Consider the following 17,967-nt stretch of genomic DNA (forward strand, 5'->3'; position numbering starts at 1 on the left):
TAAACGGTCGATTTTTGGCTGCGTATAGGAGCATAATCAAAGTCCCGATTGGATGTATTGGGATTACGGCAAGCCGCTCGGGTCGTTCCCGGGCGGCTTGTTTGTGGAGAGAGATGGGAGTTTCTAATGGTTAACGAGAAGAAGGTCGCTATTGTCGGCTGCGGTTTCGTCGGTTCGTCTTCGGCGTTCGCGCTGATGCAGAGTGGTCTGTTCTCCGAGATGGTTCTCATCGACGTGGACAAGAACCGCGCCGAGGGCGAGGCCCTGGATATTGCGCACGGCATGACGTTTGCCGAGCCGATGAAGATCTACGCCGGCGATTATTCTGATGTCGCCGACGCCGCCATGATCGTCGTCACCGCTGGCGCTGCTCAGAAGCCCGGTGAGACCCGCCTGGACCTGGTCAACAAGAACGTCAGCATCTTTAAGTCCATTATTCCCGAGATTAAGAAGTCTGGCTTCGACGGCATTCTGCTCATCGTCTCCAACCCGGTCGACGTTCTGACCTACGCCGCCATCAAGATGTCCGGTCTGCCCGAGGGCCATGTCATCGGCTCCGGCACCGTGCTCGACACCGGCCGTCTGCAGCAAATGCTCGGCGCTCACGTCGAGGTTGACCCGCGCGATGTCCAGGCCTACGTCATGGGCGAGCATGGTGACTCCGAGTTTGTCGCCTGGTCCAGCGCTCAGGTTGCCGGCGTGCCGCTGAACACCTTCTGCGAGCTTCACGGCCACCTGGAGCATGAGGCTGCCGAGAAGCGCATTGCCGAGGACGTCAAGAACTCCGCCTACACTATCATCGAGAAGAAGCACGCCACCTACTACGGTGTCGCTATGGCAGTAAAGCGCATCTGCACTGCCGTCATGCGTGACGAGCAGACCGTTCTGCCCGTCTCCTCGCTCATGGTGGGCGAGTACGGCCTGTCCGATCTGGCCATCTCCATGCCGACGGTCGTTGGTCGCGACGGTGTCGTCTGCCGCGTTCCCGTGCCGCTGAACGATGACGAGCAGCATGAGCTCATCGCCTCCGCCAAGGCCCTCAAGGATATTATCGACAGCGTCGACTTTTCCTGCTAAATCAAGCTCGCTAGAGCGAAAAGCTACAACGAAGGCGTCCGGGCCCATGTGACCCGGGCGCCTTTTTTGATGCATTGGGAACAGGTTGCTTTGCATCAATCTTCGATGCGCCTGGGGTGGACTCGACCGCTATACTGGTTCGTGCCAAAAGCGATCTAGAACGGAATGCCGTATATGAAAATCAATCACGCGATTCTGCATATCCTGGACTTTGACTCTGCCGTCAACGTCATGAGCCAGCGCGAGCTGGATATCGAAAGCCGTACCGTGCGCAGCTTTGTGACCACGCATCTGCGCCGCGCACGTACCTCGGCCGACAATAAGCGCGCCACGTTTGCGGAGAACTCTGCGTTTGGCGGCGAGCTCAAGAGCTATTTCTTTGGTGAGCGTGAGTTCGTGGACTTGTCTCAGCAGATTGCGGAGTTCATCTCTTCCGAACTCACCAAGGCCGAGAAAGCCGAGTCCACTGACGTGCTTGTGGCGGACTTTGACGATGATGAAGATGCCCGCTGGTTTGCCGTGATGCTGCTGGGCTCCAAGCAGGCATTCATGCACGAGGTGGGTCGCGAAGAGGGCGAGGTTCGTAACGACATCGCGCGCCACTACGCCATTTTGCCAAACCCCTCGCAAAAGGTGCCGAGCTATGCCATCGTGCGTGCAAGCACCATGGAGATCGGCTACGTGGATAAGAAGCGCAAGATTGCCGGCGAGGACCGTATGCTCATTCCCGACGGCCTGCTGCAGTGCGACACGGGGGTTTCGGGTAAGGAGGTCATCGACACGGTGACGCGCGTGGTCGAGGAGGTCGCCGAGGAGCACGGCGCCAACACGGCCGTAGCGCTCGCCAAGGTCAAAGCCGCCGTTGCCGAGAAGGTTGAAGACGACGAGGAGCTGCCGCCTTGGGATATCGTCGATGAGGTCTTTGAGGACGAGCCGGTCATCAAGGAGAGCGTGCGTGCGGCGCTGACCGAGGAGAAGGTGCCCGAGCGCGTGCCCGTGGAGCGCAAGCAAGTCGAGCGCGCGGCCGTACGCAATCACAAGATTCGTACCGACACGGGTATCGAGATCAGCTTCCCGGCCGAGATGGGTTCAAACTCCGAGTACATCGAGTTTGTCAACGAGCCCAACGGCCTCATCTCCATCGAGCTCAAAAACATCGGTAGCATCGAGAATCGATAAGGCTTTTAACTTTTGAATAAAAGTCTGGATTATATTTTGAAGTATACTTTGAAATATAATCCAGATTATTTTTTGGAGGTCAAAATGTCCCCACTTGTTCTGGAAAAACCGGTGTTTACAAAAGACCAGGTTGTTTCTGCTACCGAAGCAAGCAAGTCCTTATCCACCATTCGTAAACGCGCAAAACGCGCGCCTCAGTTCATTGCTGATCATAATGATATCGATACCGTGATTATCGACTATGCTGCCTATGAGGAAATGTACGGCGCGCTGCAGTATCTGCGTGAACTTGAGATAAATCGCATCGCTGCGGATCGAGCCAAGCATGGTCCGCATGAGTTTGTTCCGTTTGAGGACGCCTTAACTGCCGAGGAGCTCGCGGAGCTTGAGTCGATGGATCCGGACGCGATTCCCGACGAGGACCTTTTCGAATGAGCGGGCATTTTGTTGTCGGCTTTTTGAATCGAGACGTCGAGAAGGAATATCAAAAACTAGATGGATCCCAGCGCAGGCTCGTCCGTATTGCCGTCGCAAAATTAAAGACGCGCGCTGATGAAATCGGAACGCCGCTTCACGGCGAGCTCGCCGGCTGCAAAAAGATTAAATGGCGGAATGCGGGACTCAAAATGGTTTTCCGAATCCGAGAGGACGGAATGGTTGAGATTGCCGAGATTGTAGCAATAGGGCGGCGCGATCGTTCCGAGGTCTATAAGACGGCCGTAGGGTGCCTGTCAAAGCAACCCGCCATGGTTGAATACGACGGAGCCCTGAGATGATGAAGGCCGAAGCTCCGATGGTGCTTCGGCCTTTGTTGTTTTCGGCTTGGTTGCTGACATTACCCCGCAGGTTGAGCACACGTCAGCGAAAACGACCCAGAGCGAGCAAGGTGACGTGAAAGAGGAGGGCATTGACCTTCTGGTCATGCCCGACGATTGAACGTCAGATTGCCGCTCTGGGTCGTTTGGAGCGTCGAGCCGTTACGCGGTTTGGTAAAACCGCGTAACTATTAGAGCTGGCGCAGGCCTTCCTCGAGACCGGTCTTGCTGTCGGTCTTCTCGTCGCGCATCTTGATAACGCGGGCAGGGACACCGGCCACGACGGCGCCGGCGGGGACGTCCTCGACGCACACGGCGCCGGCGGCAACGACAGCACCCTTGCCCACGCGCACGCCTTCCAGGACCACAGCATTGGCGCCGATCATAACGTCGTCCTCGATGATGACGGGCGTGGCGCTGGCGGGCTCCACGACGCCTGCCAGCACGGTGCCGGCGCCAATGTGGCAGTTCTTGCCCACGGTGGCGCGACCGCCCAGCACGGCGCCCATATCGATCATGGAGCCTTCGCCAATGACGGATCCGATGTTGATGATGGCGCCCATCATGATGACGGCACGGTCGCCGATCTCGACGCGGTCGCGGATGATTGCACCCGGCTCGATGCGGGCGTTGATGCCCTTGAGGTCGAGCATGGGCACGGCGGAGTTGCGGCAGTCGTTCTCCACATCGTAGTAGTCGATGGAATCGACGTTGGCGTCGAGAATTGCCTTGAGCTCATCCCAGTCGCCAAAGACGGTCTTGCCACGGCGGCCGCCATAGACATGCGCATTGCCCCACTGGACCTTCATGCCCGGCTTTTCGCGCACGTACAGCTTGACGGGCGTCTTTTTGGGCGCGGTGGCGATATAGTTGATAATCTCCTGTGCATCCATTTCGGCTGCGTTGCTCATTTGCGGTCTCTCCTTTGGGTGGATCCGGTTGATACCTGGTTAGGCAAACATGACCTGGTCGAACGTATAGAAGCCGTGCTCGCGGGTGACGAGTTTCTGCGCGGCTGCCAAGGCACCGTTGACAAAGATCTGACGACTCGTGGCGCGATGCGTGAGCGTGACCTCCTCGTCCTGGCCAAAGAAACTCACTTCGTGCACGCCGGCGACAGTGCCACCGCGCAGCGAGTGCACGCCGATCTCCTTGGGGTCGCGCGCTCCGCACATGCCCTCGCGGCCATAGACGGGGTGGTAGCCTGCCTCGGGCTCGGCTTCGACGACGGCGTCGAGCAGCAACTTGGCAGTGCCGCTGGGGGCGTCGACCTTTTGGTTGTGGTGCGTCTCGACGATTTCGCAGTCAAAGCCGGGCAGCTCTCGCGTGGCCTGTGCCACCAGATGACGCAGGGCTGCGATACCGATGGAGTAATTGCCGGAGTGCATGACGCGGGTGCTCTGACCCAGCTCGTGCAGGCGATCCATCTGCTCGGGCGTATAGCCTGTGGTGCCCGAGACCAACGCCGCGCCCGTGCGCTCGACATAGGCGACGACGGCGTCGAAGGTCGCAACGTTCGAGAAGTCGATGATGACGTCGGCTGCCGGAGCGTTCTCGAGCTCTGACAAGTCGAAGCCGATCTGGGCGACGATGTCAAAAACGGGCTCTCCGGCAGCGTCGACAATACCCTCGGCGGTAGTGCGGATGAGCGAGCCCATGCGGCCCGTTCCCATAATGACGGTCTTAATCAAGCAGACCAGCTCCCTTCAGAGCATCGGTAAGTGTAGCGCGCGTGTCGTCTGCCATGGGGCACAGCGGCATGCGGTAGTTTGCCTCGATCATACCCATCTGGGCGAGCGCTTCCTTGACGGGGATGGGGTTGACCTCGCTAAAGAGGGCATTGATGAGCGGCTGGCCGGCAATCTGGATATCGCGGGCACGTGCCACGTCACCGTCCAGATAGGCGCGGCACATGTCATGTACGAGCTGCGGCTGCACGTCGGCCCACACGCTGATGGTGCCCGAAGCACCCAGACTCATGAGCGGCACGGTGAGCGCGTCCTCGCCCGAGTACATGCGGAAGTCGTCGGACAGCAGGTGGGCGATCTTGGCAGCGTAGGCGACGTTGCCCGAGGCTTCCTTAATACCCATGATGTTGGGGTGCGCGGCCAAGCGCTCCACGTTGCGCTCGCTGATGCCGCAGCCACAGCGGCCGGGGATGTTGTACAGGATGCAGGGGATGTCTACGGCATCGGCGACGGTCTTAAAGTGCTGGTAGATACCCTCTTCGTTGGATTTGTTGTAGTAGGGGGTAATGAGCAGTAGACCGTCGGCTCCCAAGCCCTGGTAAGTGAGCGACTTGGTGAGCATGGTCTGCGTGGAGTTGGAGCCCGAGCCGGCGATGACGGGGACGCGTCCTGCAACTTGCTTGACCACCGCGGCGACAACGGAGTTGTCCTCGTCGTCGGTCATCGTGGCGCTCTCGCCGGTGGTGCCCAGGGCGAGGATGGCGTCGGTGCCATTTTGCAGGTGGAAATCGATAAGGCGCTCGAGCGCATCAAAGTCGACACTGCCGTCCTTTTTAAACGGCGTAACCAGGGCGACGATTGAGCCCTCGAGATTGCGGATGTCCATGTTCTTCTCCTTCGCTTCGGCGATCTGGATGCGCTTGTTCCATTGGGCGGCGACTGCCAGGCGCTCGTCTTGGGCGCGGCGGCGGGCACTTTCGGCGCGCGACTTGGCCAACAGTTCTCGGCCGCACGGCAGCACGTCGAGCGTGGCAAAGTAATCGCCCGGGCGCTCGGCGCGGCGGATGAGGTCGGCCGCGCCATCGGGGCGCAGCAGGACCTCGGCGGAGCGCAGCCGTCCGTTGTAGTTGTAGCCCATGGAGTAGCCATGCGCACCGGTATCGTGGATTACAAGCAGGTCGCCCATGTCGATATGCGGTAGCTCGCGATCGATGGCGAACTTGTCGTTGTTCTCGCACAGATTGCCCGTGATGTCATAGGTGTTCGTGACGGGCGCTGTGCCCTTGTCGGCGCCACCCGGCTGACCCATCACCGTAATGTGGTGGTAGGCACCATACATGGCGGGGCGGATCAAATCGACGGCGCTTGCATCGACACCGATATAGTCCTTGTAGATCTGCTTCTCGTGGATGGCCTTGGTGACCAGGCAGCCGTAGGGGCCCATCATAAAGCGGCCCATCTCGGTGTAGATTGCCACATCGCCCATGCCTGCGGGGACCAGGATCTCGTCGTATGCCGCGTGCACTCCCTCGCCGATGGCGTGAATGTCGTTGGCCTGCTGCTCGGGCAGGTAGGGGATGCCGACGCCGCCGGATAGATTGATGAAGGCGACGTGTGCGCCGGTCTCGCGCTCCAGGCGCACGGCAAGCTCAAAGAGGATGCGCGCGAGCTTGGGGTAGTAGTCGTTGGTGACGGTGTTGCTGGCAAGGAATGCGTGGATGCCAAAGTCCTCGGCACCCTTGGTCTTGAGCATACGGAAGGCCTCGAAGAGTTGCTCGGTGGTCATGCCGTATTTGGAGTCGCCAGGGTTGTCCATGATGCCGTTGGAGAGCTGGAACAGGCCGCCCGGATTAAAGCGGCAGCTGACCGTCTTGGGGATGGGCCCCGCAACACGCTCAAAGAACTCGATGTGGCTGATGTCGTCAAAGTTGACGATGGCACCCAGCTTGTCGGCGAGCTCAAAGTCCGCAGCCGGCGTGTCGTTGGACGAGAACATGATGTCGTGTCCCGTGATACCCAGCGAGCGGGCGATCATGAGCTCGGTATAGCTCGAGCAATCGCAGCCGCAGCCGTATTCGTTGAGAATGGAGATGAGTGCCGGGTTGGGGTTGGCCTTGACGGCAAAGTATTCCTTAAAGCCCGGGTTCCACGCAAAGGCGTCGCGCACCTCTTGCATGTTGCGGCGGATGCCCGCCTCGTCGTATAGATGAAATGGCGTGGGGAACTGCTCGACGATATGCTCGAGCGTCTCCTTGTCCACAAACGGCTGCTTGGCCGCATATGCCTCGTTGGGGGTCAATGCCATGTCCCGTAAACCTCGCTATCCAGACGGCGCCATCTGCGCATCGAATCCGCATAGCGTGGACCCAATGTCCGGATAGCGCTCCCGCATTGCTGCAGACAGTCCTGTGGGTGTTTCCCACAGGCCCACCAGGTTGTTCGTGCCCGAAAAACCCAGTTCGGCGGGTTTCGCCTCCCCGCGGGGTCAAAGCCTGCCGGCTCGCCCGCGGCTCTTCGTGCCCGCGCCTCTATCAAGTGGTAAAGACCCTATCACGTTGCACTTTACCAAACAAGAGTATTCGTATATAACGTTTAAAAAATGCAGGGATATGCTGGAAACATGTGCGCCACAATCCTGTATCACAATAAGTTGCAACAGATGTGCCTCACGAAGGGATCCTCTATGACCGAGCTCCAAGAACTCCGTCGCTATCGGCGCGATCTCCATCGCATTCCGGAGCTCGATTTCGATCTTCCGCAAACCATTGCCTATATCGAGGGCGTGCTGGCACCGCTCACCTGCGAAGTGACCCATCCGTGCCCCAGCTGCGTCTGCGCTTTCTTCGACGCCGGCGTTGATGCCGCGCATGCCACGGCGATTCGCGCCGATATGGATGCGCTGCCCATTGAGGAGGCGACAGGGGCGGCCTTTGCCTCGACCCATCCCGGCAAGATGCACGCTTGCGGACATGACGGTCACATGGCCATGGCACTTGCCGCCGCGACGTATGTCGACCGTACGATTCGCGAGCAGCCGGGCGCCATGAGGCGCAACGTGCTCTTTGTGTTCCAGCCGGCCGAGGAAACGACCGGTGGTGCCAAGACGGTATGCGAGAGCGGCGTGTTCGAGCGCTATGGGGCCGACCGCATTTTTGGCTTCCATGTGTGGCCCGATCTGCCTGCCGGCACGTTGGCGAGCTGTTCCGGTCCGCTGTTGGCGCGTTCGAGCGAGACGCATATCTATATTCACGGTACGAGCATCCATATTGCTAAGACCTATGGCGTGCCGGTCGAGGAGTCGCACGATGCCGCGTTGGCGGCAGCGAAGTTTTTGGTTGCCGAGCGCGAGCTGATGGACGAACTGGGCACCGACGAGCCCTGTATCGGCAAGTTTGGTCTGCTGCAGGCCGGTACGGTTTGCAACGCGGTGGCGGGGGAGGCCCATGTGGCCGGAAGCCTGCGTGTGTTTACGGACGGCATGTTCGACCGGGCGCGCGAAGGCGTGCGCCGCGTGCTGGACGATGCCTGTGCCGCAACGGGCTGCACGTACGATCTCGACTTTGCCGAGGGCTATCCGCCGGTCGACAACGACCCCGAGTTGTTTGCCAGCGTCGCGCCTGCCTTGCCCGGCCTGCAGCTTGTGGAGGAGCCGCTGTTAATTGCCGAGGACTTTGCGTTCTATCAGCGCCATCTGCCGGGCGTGTTCTTCTTGCTGGGCACGGGTGTGCCAGAGGGTCAAGAAAACCCGAGCGATTCGGATGGCTGTCCTGCCTATGCCACGAGCGCCCTTCACACCGATACCATGCTCTTTGACGAGGAAATCCTACTCAAGGGCCTCGATGTCTACAAACGATTGCTTTTGCTTGGTTAATCGGCGCGGGCGCATGTTCTAGAAAATACGAACAAATGTACGGTATAATAGAGATGTATGTCTGTAGAAACGTTTGACGTTATTAACGTAAGGCGATACTATGATTGCATCGTACAAAGATGAGGATACCGAACGTTTTGCAATGGGTGTGCGGGTCAGGAGGTTCGTGCCCTTTGAGCGGGTCGCATTGAGGAAGATTCGTCAACTGCAGGTTTGTGCTTCACTTGATGACCTTCGCGTTCCTCCGGGCAATCGTCTTGAAGCGTTGAAGGGCGATCGCGCCGGCCAATATAGTATCCGTGTTAATGAGCGCTATCGGGTCTGCTTTGAGTGGAGACAGGGGATGGCTTGGAATGTCGAAATCGTCGATTATCACAAGTGATGAGACCGCGCCCGATTTGCTGTCACCGGTGACTCCTGGTGAACTTCTCAAAGAGGAATTTCTTGTTCCTATGGGCATTTCTCAATATCGTCTTGCTAAGGAGACCGGGATTCCGGCACAGCGTATTGGGCAGATTATTTTGGGGAGGCGTCGTGTTACGGCTGACACCGATCTTCGCCTTTGCCGCTACTTTGGCCTAACGGATGGTTATTGGCTGCGCGCCCAGATAGCGTTTGACCTCGAGGCGGAAAAGAGGCGCATCGAGCCGGAACTGGATAAGATCGTTCCTGTTCAGCAGGCTATCGCATTGTAGTGTTCAAAGATGTTGAGGTTGGAGTGACGATGGGGCGACGCCGACAGTCTGCCGTTTATAGTCCCGGTGGGTGTGGATGCGGCTTGTTGTTGCTTCCGGTTATTGCTGTGAGCATTGGCGTTATGTTTGCGCTTGCCGGGTTGGCGGCAGCGGCAGTTTGCTGTTGATCGTGGCTATTGGCGTGACGATTTGGCTCTGCCGCAATCGTGAGCAACGCCGTGCCGACGGTAAAACCAATGTCGGCGGGGGTCGTCTTCCTGATTATTGCGTACCCGCTGAGTGTCAGCTGCCTGGTGTTCTTTGTCCTGTTGATGATCAGTGCCTTTACCGGGGAATCCGTAACGGTGGGGTAGGCTTCGACGAGCTTCTTGAGGATGAAGCGAGGGGGCGGACCCTGAATGAACCGCGCCCCGCATCAACAAGTTTCATTCGTTGTGTAGCAATCCGAATGCGCAAGCGTTTGGCGCGAGAGCACCGCCGCCAGCAACACGGGGATGCAGGCCGCAATCGCCAGCCCCCATGCCAGCCCATCGCAAAAGCGCGTCAACGTCGAGCCTGACCACGGCCATTTCCTGCTCGAGTTTGTAGGCTCGCTCGATGTGAGCTCGTCGATCTTGAGCTCCATAACCGCGCGGCTGCGCGAGTTGGACTCGACCACTCCGATCGGTGTTGCAGTGACGCCGATGAGCGTCACTGCAATAGACTCCACTGGATCTCCTGGCAGGACATAGGTCAACTTGCGAGTGCATTATCCGCTGTGGTCACAAATCAGCTGGCAACTGAGTAATCGGCCTAAAGCACGGGGTAAAATACGCCAAAGAGGAAGGAATGGAGGCTGAAATGGAAGAGTTCGAGTTCAAGGACGAGCAGCAGGAAGAGAGCGTGAAGACAACGCTGACGGAAACCGACCTTGAGCTTGACGATGCGGAAAAGAAGCCTCTCATGCAGGCCACCCGAGAAAAGGTGGAAGCCATTCCCGATATCGTTAAGGAGGGCGCAGCGAAAGCCGTCCAATTCGTCAAAGAACATAAGAAGGGGATTGCCTGGGCGGCTGCCATTGGGGCTGTCGCCTACGTTGCCAACAACTCGCATGAGAAAGATCAGCTGCTGGAAAAGAATACTCGGCTGACGGAAGAAAACGCTCAGCTGTCAGACGATCTCGTAATAGAGCGCGAGGTCTCAGACCGTTTGGCATCGCGAGTGGTGGAGCTCGAGAATCTCTGCGATGAGAAAGACGACTATTTCCGAGAGACGATTTCGGACGGACTGCGTCATGGAAGTTCCCTCGCCGGAAAGCACATGGCCGACCGAAGGCAATATCTCAATGAGGGGTAGGCCGGTTCTTGCTACGCGCCATTACGCCCAACGCCTAGCCTGCAACGCTGGGGCGGCGCACTCATTCCTGGCAGCAGCGCAGGAAAGACGTCTGCGCAGCCGTCAGGGGTGCTATTTGGTTCAGTTCCAAGCCTCATCCAGCCGTCAGCTAACCCGCCTGCCCCTCGCCGTCGTCGCGGCGTATCGCGCCCATCGTCTGCTTTGAGCCGCAGGCCGTGTCATTGCCGCCCACGATGGCCTTGTGGTTGTTGAATGTGGTCGGGCCCATGCGACCCTTGGGCGGTTCTCAGCCCGCATCTACCAGGATTCTGTCGAGCTCGTGCGAGCATCGAGCGTGCAGGGCATACTCGAGAGCGTCGTCGTCCGTATGGACCACGCCGTGCAGGTTCGCCATGTCGGAAATCGAGGCAAGGCGCTGCAGGCGTAGAACCAGTAGTTCAAATCGATGTTGGCAAGCCTCGAGGTGTCATCGGCGATGGACACGCGCTTCATGCTCTTCTATATGGCAGCCTTAGCTCTCAGCTAATGAATTCAAGTTTAATCCTTCCTACGATGTGCTGTGTACCGGCGCGGTAGCCGGATCGTAGGAAGGATGCATAATGAAAAAGCTCGAAAACGAAGTGCTGCTGAGCCGTCGCGCTGCACTTGGCGCATTCGCCACCGTCGCCTTGGGGACTGCCGGTCTTCTTGCCGGTTGTGGTAGCGATAAGGCGACCGTCACCGAGGACGCTGGCGATGGCGACAAGAAGGAAGAGGCGAAGAAGGAAGAGCAGCCTACGACTGACCTGGCGGTTGGCACGACGGTGACCACAGCTGCCGGTCTTTCCGTCGTTGTCGATTCCGTCCAGCCCGGCCTTACAAATTATGACGGTTCGACCATGACGGGCATTCACGTCACGTACGTCAACAATGGCGATGAGGGCGCAGATTACAATATCTACGACTGGAAGGGCGAGGACGCCAACGGCGCCCAACAGAATCAGGGTTACTACAGCGAGGGCTCCGATGAGCTGCAGTCTGGTACCCTTTCCGCCGGTGGCTCCGTGGCGGGCAATATCTACTTTGATGGCGATATCAAGAAGGCACTGTATTTTGCCAACATGTTTGATAAGTCTGCCACTGCAAGCTGGGTGCTGGCCTAGCATGTCGCTACCGTTGCGCCGGATGGGAGGTGAAGTCGTATGCCCGATAAAAAGCTGACCGAGGAGTTGCTCAATGAGCTTCTCGATGCGCCGAACATCGATGGCTATATCAGGGAGCACGACTTTGCCGCCCCGTCGCTTTCGGATTACCTGAAGCAGCTACTGCAGGAAAAGGGCTTGGAGCGCTCGCGCGTGGTTCGTATGGCCGATCTCAATGAGACCTTTGGCTATCAGATCTTTACCGGTGCGCGTCATCCGAGTCGCAATAAGGTGCTGCAGATTGCCTTTGCGATGGCACTGACGCTCAAAGAGACCAACCGTGCGCTGACGGCTGCCGGGGTAAGCGTCCTTAACTGCAAGGACCGCCGCGATGCGATTATCATCTTTTGCATCGATCGCGGGTGCAGCCTCCAAAAGGTCAACGAGGAGCTGTATCGCTTTGGCGAGGAGACGGTGAATTAGCCGCTGATATCTGAGCCGGCGGAGCTGTCGAACAACGATGCAAACGAACGGGGCGCGGATGCCATGGGGTGTCTGCGCCCTGCGCTATGATGGAGGCTATGGATACTCAGACCCCAACATATTCCAATGACGAGCTGACCGCAGCGCTTGCCGAGCACCTGGCGTCGCTCGATCGCGACGACAGCTATCGCGTGGAGCGTGTACTTAAGCGCTCGTCCGTTGAAACAACCGAGCTCGTGTACTTTGAAGGAACCGGCGGTGGTTCGCTCGGTCCCTTTGTCCGTAAACGCATCGATGCTTCGGCTCAAATCGGCGGGGCATACGAGCGTCTGTTTGCCGCTCAGCGGGCAGGCAGGCGTTTTGAGCACCTGCCCAGAATCGTCGATTGTCGTCGTGCGGGCGACGAGCTCAACGTGGTTATGGAATATATAGAAGGGGAGACACTCGGGGCACTGGTGGACCGTCTGGGATCCGCTCCCGATTATGCGCGTGAATTGTATCCTGTCCTTTGCGACGCCGTTGGCGAGCTCCATGCCGGTTTTGCAATGGCGGGAGAGGCTTCGGCGCCGGTGATCCATCGCGACCTCAAGCCGTCGAATATCATCGTGGCAGGTGCCAACTATACGCCTGATGACGGCCTGACGTTTTCATCGCTGGTGATTATCGACTTGGGGATCGCGCGCGTGTGGCGCGATGACGCCGATGCCGATACTGTCAAGTTTGGGACACGGCCCTATGCGCCTCCCGAGCAGTATGGGTTTGGGCAGACGAGCGTGCGAAGCGACGTCTACGCGCTCGGTGCCCTGCTGTTCTTTTGTTTGACGGGAGTCGACCCTAAACCAGGGCTCGACATGCGCGAGCAATGCGAGGTGCGCGGCATTCCCACTCCACTTGCCGATGTCGTTTGCATGGCGATGGCGCTCGATCCGGCCAAGCGCTTTGCAAGTGCGGAAGCGTTGGGACAGGCGACGCGCGCGGCATACGATCTGAGTCGCCCCGTGCGGCCTCTTGCGCCTGCGCCTGTCCGTACTCCGGCCTCGGAGACGTTGTTGACGCCCCAAGGGCTCCAGAACCCCGCAAGGCTTCCTAGGCCTGCCACCTCCGCTGCATGCGGTCTGCTCTCTCGCGTTCCGGAGTCCCTGGGGCGCATTTGGAATACGCTCGTCTGCTTCTCGCTGCTTGTGTTCTTTGCCGGAAGTCACTTTGCCGTCTTTCAACCCACGGGAGCAAACCAAAGCTACCCGACGTGGCTTCTCATAATCGAGTATTTTTTCTTTGTCGATGGCCTTATGGCGCTTACGCATTTTGCGGTGCTCGATAAGCGCCGTCTACGTCGGCGATTCGCACTGCTCGACAGCTATCGCGGCAAGAAACTCGCGAAACTCTGGCTCAAGGCATTGGGTGTGCTGCTCCTATGCATGATCGTCATAGTCGCGGTTGCCAATGCGACCGGCGTCGTCGATACCTCCGCTACCTAAAAGAAAAGGGCCCCATTGGGGCCCTTTGCAGTTGCACTTAGATGCGGTTCATCTGAGCGGCGACTTTGTTGTACCAGTCCTGCCACGTGGGTGGGCAGTACTTTTTGGCCGCAGCCGGGGTAAGGGTGGAGCCGTAGTTGGCGCCCAGATAGGCAACGTGAGCGAAGATGCCCTCGCTCCAGCTGCCAAAGCTGCGCCAACCGCCGCCACGTGCACTCCAGCCCCAGGCGTTGTAAGAATTGGCGCAATAAGCACCCTTGGTGCTCTCGATGCAGGCGATGGCGGGGGACCAACGGGGGTCGACACCGGTATTCCAAGCGGCGACGGCAAAGTTATAGCCCTGGCCTGCCATAGGGGAGCCGGCGAGGTAATTGTCGATGCGGCTCGTCCACTCATTAATGAACGAATCGTAATCGGAACTACCGGTGTTGGCGTTGTTCACCGTGGTGTCGATGGTGGTGTTGGCGTTGGTGGCTTGGCTGCTGGAATTGCTGCCGCTCACGCCCTCGCCCGAGAGCTTCTCGGCGGCAGCGGCCTTATCGGCCTCAAGCTTGGCAAGCTCGGCGGCATTTTCCTGCTCGGCTTTTGCCTGTGCCTCGCTGCGGAGCTGCTGGGCCTGCGCCAGCGCATCCTCGGCGTTTTTCTGCTCTGCCTCAAGCTGAGACTTGGCCTGCTGGAGCTCGGCCTTGTTCTGCTCGAGTTCGGTTTGCATGTTATTGAGCTCTTCGATCTCGTCGACGCTCGAGCTTGTGATCTGGTTGGTGTATTTGCAGGTCGTGATGAACTCACCCAGGCTCTGTGCGTTGACCAGGAAGCTCACGATGGGGTTGGTGCCCTTCTGGTACTTGTACAGATCGCGCATGGCGGCGCATGCCTTTTCCTGCTGATCGGGAAGCTTCGCCTCGATCTTTTCGATACTTGCCTCGTTGGCGTCAATCTGCTTCTGCAGATCGCCGAGCTTGGTACGGGCATCGTTGTAGGCGCTCGTGGCGGCTTCGATCTTCTGCTGGGCGGCGGCAAGCTGATCCTGCGTTGCCTGCGAGGCGGCATACGCCGCGACGGGGGAGAGCATCGGCGTGGCCGTCAACGCAACGGCGAGCGCGGCGCTCGTGATGATACGAGCCGGCTTCGACGCGATGAGCGCTGCGGTGCGATGATTCGAATGCTGCATCCAGTCCCTCTGCAATCAATCGTAGGTTATTGTTCCTCAGGTATTCTACTACTGCTTTCGACCTCAACTTGAACCTTAAAGGTTTTAAAGGGTCAAGTTGAACTTGAGACTTTGGCTTTGACCTGCAGTTATATCGAATTGTTGAGAAACCATAGAGTTCAACTTTAACGTTACGGGGGCCTGTTTGGGACGGGCTTTGGACTGTGAAAGCTATCTCAACGTTGGGGTTTGTGGCTATAAGGTCCCATTGCGGCGAGCTTGCCCTACTTCGTTGAGCGCCTGGGCGGGGGTGAACGAACAGGTGCCGTCGCCGAGTTTGATTACCCTGATGTTGTCCCCGGCGTGGGCATCGGAGACGAGGCCAAACTGCTCGATGGCGGTATCGTGTCCGCCGGCGACGGGCGTCTTGCGCGTGCCTTTGTGCGCCGATGTATCGATGGAGGTGATGTAGGCGGCACCGTCGTAAGCGTCGTTTGCGGTGCGCAGAGGATCAGTCGCTTGCGCGCGCTGCGCCAACTCGCATTTTGCGGCATCGAGGATGGGGTTATCGGTTGGAAGTTCCTGGAGCACGCGTGCGCCTTTCACTCGGGGGTATCAATATGCTGAACCCTACAACAACGGTGGGTTCATTACCGTTTGTCATACGGCGGTGAGCGCGGCCTTCATGCTGGATAATTGCGTTGATTGTCATAGATACAGTGGAGCTTTAGGAGGAAACGGTCCGGCACGCTAAAATAAACGGGTTGCATAAAGACCGCCCGTTGTGGGCAGTTCTAGATAGGAAGTTTCCATGGCATTGCAGTTTACAGAGCGCGAGTTTATCCCCGTGCTGCTCGGCGGCGACATCAACGCCTATTCGGTGGCGCGCGCCTTTTACGAGGAGTATCAGGTCAAGAGCCTGGTCTTTGGCAAGTACCAGACCGGTCCTGCGTACCGCAGCCAGATTATCGACTACACGCCCAATGTTGATATCGACACCATGCCGGTCATGATCGAGACCATTAACGGTGTCGCGCAGGCCAATCCCGATAAGAAGATTATTCTCATGGGCTGCGGCGACAACTATGTCGCGCTTGCCGCACAGGCTCAGGATGCCGGCGAGCTTGCCTCAAACGTCATCGCGCCCTATGCGCCCTACAGCATGCTCGAACAGTGCCAGAAGAAGGAAATCTTCTACGAGCTGTGCGAGAAGCACGGTGTTCCCTATCCGCATACGTTTACCTTTACCATGGCCATGCTCAACGCCCAGGGCGAGGCTCCTGCCGAGGTGCTCGACCAGATCGATTTTCCCTTCCCGATGATCCTGAAGCCTTCCGACGGCATCATGTGGTGGGAGCACGAGTTCGAGGGCCAGAAGAAGGCCTACGAGATCGCCGATCGCGCCGAGCTGGAGCAGGTCATTCGCGATGTATATGCGAGTGGCTACACCGATGATCTGATCCTGCAGGATCGCGTGCCCGGCAACGACGAGTACATGCGCGTGCTTACCAGCTATTCCGACCGTAACGGCAAGGTGCGCATGATGTGCCTGGGCCACGTGCTGCTCGAGGAGCACCAGCCTCACGGCGTTGGCAACCACGCCTGCATCATCACCGAGCCCAATGACGAGCTCATGGGCGGCGTGCGCAAGTTGCTCGAGGACCTCAAGTTTACGGGCTTCTCCAACTTTGACGTCAAATACGACAAGCGCGACGGTTCCTTCAAGTTCTTCGACTTCAACACTCGCCAGGGCCGCAGTAACTACTACGTCACCAACAGTGGCTTTAACGTTGCCAAGTACGTAGTGGACGAGTATGTGTACAACCGCCCGTTTGAGCCTGAGTTTGTGACGGCGCAGAACGAGGCGCTGTGGATGGTTGTCCCCATGGGCGTGGTCGATAAATACGTCAAGGATCCCGAGCTGCGCGCTAAGGCGCATCGCCTGGTCAAGGAGGGTAAGGCCGCCGACCCCTCGTTTATGAAGGGCGACTTTGTCTTTAACCGCTGGCTGCGCATGTGGCACACCAAGCTGCGTCACTTTAAGCTGTTTAAGACGTATTACAAATAGGATGAACGTCGCGCCCGCCCGGTTTGTATCGGACGGGCGCGGGTATGATACGCGCAATGCTGCGAGCGTCACCAAGGAGGCGGCGATGGAAAAGCTGGGAGTTATCGGCGGTATGGGCGCCGAGGCCACGTCGTATTACTACGACCAGGTGGTGCGTCACACGGCAGCCGCCCGCGATCAGGAACATATCGACATGGTGGTGCTCTCTAAGTCGACCATGCCCGACCGCACGCTGGCCATTAAGACCGGCGACCATACCGAGCTGCTGGCGACCATGAAGGAATGCGCGCAGGCGCTCGAGACGCTGGGCTGCGCGCACATTGCCATTCCCTGCAACACGTCGCACTACTTCTACGATCAGATTCAGTCGTTTACCTCGGTCCCCATCATCCATATGCCGCGCGAGTCGGTGCGCTATGCGCTTGCCGGCGTGGTGATGGGGGAGTGTGAGTTCGACCCCAACTTGAGCATGCCGGCCGAGCCGGTGCGCAAGATCGGCATCATGGGTACCGATGGCACCGTGGGTGCCGGCGTCTACGGTCGCGAGTGCGAGGCGGCGGGCGTCGAAGTCGTTTATCCCAGCGAGAAGCGCCAGGCCGATGTGATGTCGCTTATTTACGACGATGTGAAGGCAGGACGCGAGCCCGATATGGATAAGTTTGACCGAGTGATGTGGGAGTTTGCCCGCAGCGGCTGCGACCGCGTCATTCTGGCCTGCACGGAGCTTTCGGTGCTGCAAAAGTATCGCGAGATGCCCGAGATCACCCTCGACGCCATGGACGTTTTGGTACGCGAGTCCATCATCCGCAGCGGCGCCCCCTACCGCCTGTAGCTCTCGACCTGCCAAAAAGGGACAGGTTTATTTTGGTAGGTTTTATCTGGGGAAACAGTGAGGCCCCGGCTCGTTTAATGCGAGCCGGGGCCTTTTGCATTTTGCGGTTGCTGCTTGTTGCTGGAGCTTAAAGGACGAGACTGACATTTGCCCATATAAAACCGACCAAAATAAA

General features: G+C 58.5%; 19 protein-coding genes and 1 riboswitch. Of the genes, 13 read left to right on the forward strand and 6 right to left on the reverse strand.

The window, feature by feature from the left end; translation table 11 throughout:
* The first annotated feature begins 126 nt into the window (after window positions 1-126).
* The 4 genes from ACTQXM_RS00515 (at window position 127) to ACTQXM_RS00530 (ending at window position 3,032) form a co-directional block, all read left to right on the forward strand.
* Window positions 127-1,077 carry an L-lactate dehydrogenase gene (locus tag ACTQXM_RS00515; protein ID WP_441536817.1) on the forward strand — a complete coding sequence of 317 codons (951 nt, stop codon included), beginning with the start codon at window positions 127-129 and terminating at the stop codon, window positions 1,075-1,077.
* Window positions 1,078-1,251: 174 nt separating this feature from the next.
* Entirely contained in the window at window positions 1,252-2,256 is a 1,005-nt protein-coding gene (locus tag ACTQXM_RS00520) for a nucleoid-associated protein (RefSeq protein ID WP_441536819.1), read from the forward strand.
* 12 nt (window positions 2,257-2,268) lie between these two features.
* On the forward strand, window positions 2,269-2,691 hold the full coding sequence (locus ACTQXM_RS00525; RefSeq protein ID WP_441536820.1) for a hypothetical protein: 423 nt from the start codon (window positions 2,269-2,271) through the stop codon (window positions 2,689-2,691).
* Window positions 2,688-3,032, forward strand: a complete 345-nt coding sequence (locus ACTQXM_RS00530; protein ID WP_441536821.1) for a type II toxin-antitoxin system RelE family toxin — start codon at window positions 2,688-2,690, stop codon at window positions 3,030-3,032. The genes ACTQXM_RS00525 and ACTQXM_RS00530 overlap by 4 nt, the downstream gene beginning before the upstream one ends.
* 230 nt (window positions 3,033-3,262) lie before the next feature.
* Here the strand turns inward: ACTQXM_RS00530 and dapD are convergent, their stop codons facing one another.
* The 3 genes from dapD to dapA are packed head-to-tail and all read right to left on the reverse strand — an operon-like array spanning window position 3,263 to window position 7,064.
* Window positions 3,263-3,982: a 2,3,4,5-tetrahydropyridine-2,6-dicarboxylate N-acetyltransferase gene (gene dapD, locus ACTQXM_RS00535; RefSeq protein ID WP_154517324.1), complete on the reverse strand. Its 720-nt coding sequence runs from the start codon at window positions 3,980-3,982 to the stop codon at window positions 3,263-3,265.
* A 39-nt stretch (window positions 3,983-4,021) separates the two neighbouring features.
* Window positions 4,022-4,762, reverse strand: a complete 741-nt coding sequence (gene dapB / locus ACTQXM_RS00540) for a 4-hydroxy-tetrahydrodipicolinate reductase (protein WP_441536822.1) — start codon at window positions 4,760-4,762, stop codon at window positions 4,022-4,024.
* The gene (gene dapA, locus ACTQXM_RS00545; protein WP_441054426.1) at window positions 4,755-7,064 is read right to left on the reverse strand and encodes a 4-hydroxy-tetrahydrodipicolinate synthase; all 2,310 of its coding nucleotides are present in this window, start codon (window positions 7,062-7,064) and stop codon (window positions 4,755-4,757) included. The genes dapB and dapA overlap by 8 nt, the downstream gene beginning before the upstream one ends.
* A 65-nt stretch (window positions 7,065-7,129) precedes the next feature.
* Window positions 7,130-7,298, reverse strand: a riboswitch (Lysine riboswitch).
* Between the two features lie 144 nt (window positions 7,299-7,442).
* Between dapA and ACTQXM_RS00550 the strand changes: the two genes are divergently transcribed.
* The 3 genes from ACTQXM_RS00550 (at window position 7,443) to ACTQXM_RS00560 (ending at window position 9,325) form a co-directional block, all read left to right on the forward strand.
* Window positions 7,443-8,630: an N-acetyldiaminopimelate deacetylase gene (locus ACTQXM_RS00550; RefSeq protein WP_441536823.1), complete on the forward strand. Its 1,188-nt coding sequence runs from the start codon at window positions 7,443-7,445 to the stop codon at window positions 8,628-8,630.
* Between the two features lie 100 nt (window positions 8,631-8,730).
* Window positions 8,731-9,012 carry a type II toxin-antitoxin system RelE/ParE family toxin gene (locus tag ACTQXM_RS00555; RefSeq protein WP_427747940.1) on the forward strand — a complete coding sequence of 94 codons (282 nt, stop codon included), beginning with the start codon at window positions 8,731-8,733 and terminating at the stop codon, window positions 9,010-9,012.
* Window positions 8,984-9,325 (forward strand): HigA family addiction module antitoxin, encoded by a 342-nt coding sequence (locus ACTQXM_RS00560; RefSeq protein WP_427727846.1) that lies wholly within the window; start codon window positions 8,984-8,986, stop codon window positions 9,323-9,325. Before ACTQXM_RS00555 ends, ACTQXM_RS00560 begins: the two co-directional genes overlap by 29 nt.
* Before the next feature lie 415 nt (window positions 9,326-9,740).
* On the opposite strand, the gene ACTQXM_RS00565 is transcribed toward ACTQXM_RS00560, so the two are convergent.
* Window positions 9,741-10,034 carry a hypothetical protein gene (locus ACTQXM_RS00565; RefSeq protein WP_427794863.1) on the reverse strand — a complete coding sequence of 98 codons (294 nt, stop codon included), beginning with the start codon at window positions 10,032-10,034 and terminating at the stop codon, window positions 9,741-9,743.
* Window positions 10,035-10,165: 131 nt separating this feature from the next.
* On the opposite strand from ACTQXM_RS00565, the gene ACTQXM_RS00570 reads away from it, so the two are divergent.
* From ACTQXM_RS00570 to ACTQXM_RS00585, 4 genes are all read left to right on the forward strand, one after another.
* Window positions 10,166-10,660: a hypothetical protein gene (locus ACTQXM_RS00570; RefSeq protein ID WP_427794864.1), complete on the forward strand. Its 495-nt coding sequence runs from the start codon at window positions 10,166-10,168 to the stop codon at window positions 10,658-10,660.
* Between the two features lie 599 nt (window positions 10,661-11,259).
* On the forward strand, window positions 11,260-11,802 hold the full coding sequence (locus ACTQXM_RS00575) for a DUF4352 domain-containing protein (protein WP_154517316.1): 543 nt from the start codon (window positions 11,260-11,262) through the stop codon (window positions 11,800-11,802).
* Between the two features lie 39 nt (window positions 11,803-11,841).
* Entirely contained in the window at window positions 11,842-12,264 is a 423-nt protein-coding gene (locus ACTQXM_RS00580) for an XRE family transcriptional regulator (protein WP_154517313.1), read from the forward strand.
* A gap of 98 nt (window positions 12,265-12,362) precedes the next feature.
* Window positions 12,363-13,742, forward strand: coding sequence for a serine/threonine protein kinase (locus ACTQXM_RS00585; RefSeq protein WP_441536824.1), 1,380 nt, complete (start codon window positions 12,363-12,365; stop codon window positions 13,740-13,742).
* Window positions 13,743-13,779: 37 nt separating this feature from the next.
* Here ACTQXM_RS00585 and ACTQXM_RS00590 read toward each other — a convergent pair whose 3' ends face one another.
* Entirely contained in the window at window positions 13,780-14,913 is a 1,134-nt protein-coding gene (locus tag ACTQXM_RS00590; RefSeq protein ID WP_427748224.1) for a coiled-coil domain-containing protein, read from the reverse strand.
* Between the two features lie 234 nt (window positions 14,914-15,147).
* Window positions 15,148-15,483 (reverse strand): hypothetical protein, encoded by a 336-nt coding sequence (locus tag ACTQXM_RS00595; RefSeq protein WP_441536825.1) that lies wholly within the window; start codon window positions 15,481-15,483, stop codon window positions 15,148-15,150.
* A gap of 220 nt (window positions 15,484-15,703) precedes the next feature.
* On the opposite strand from ACTQXM_RS00595, the gene ACTQXM_RS00600 reads away from it, so the two are divergent.
* Complete coding sequence (locus tag ACTQXM_RS00600) at window positions 15,704-16,960, forward strand: ATP-grasp domain-containing protein (RefSeq protein ID WP_427727863.1); 1,257 nt, start codon at window positions 15,704-15,706, stop codon at window positions 16,958-16,960.
* An 85-nt stretch (window positions 16,961-17,045) separates the two neighbouring features.
* A complete protein-coding gene (locus ACTQXM_RS00605) occupies window positions 17,046-17,792 on the forward strand; it encodes an aspartate/glutamate racemase family protein (RefSeq protein ID WP_229770678.1) in 747 nt (248 codons plus the stop codon).
* The last annotated feature ends 175 nt before the right edge of the window (window positions 17,793-17,967 follow it).

The organism is Collinsella sp. LCP19S3_D3 (genome assembly GCF_052121455.1).
Taxonomy (GTDB): Bacteria; Actinomycetota; Coriobacteriia; order Coriobacteriales; family Coriobacteriaceae; genus Collinsella.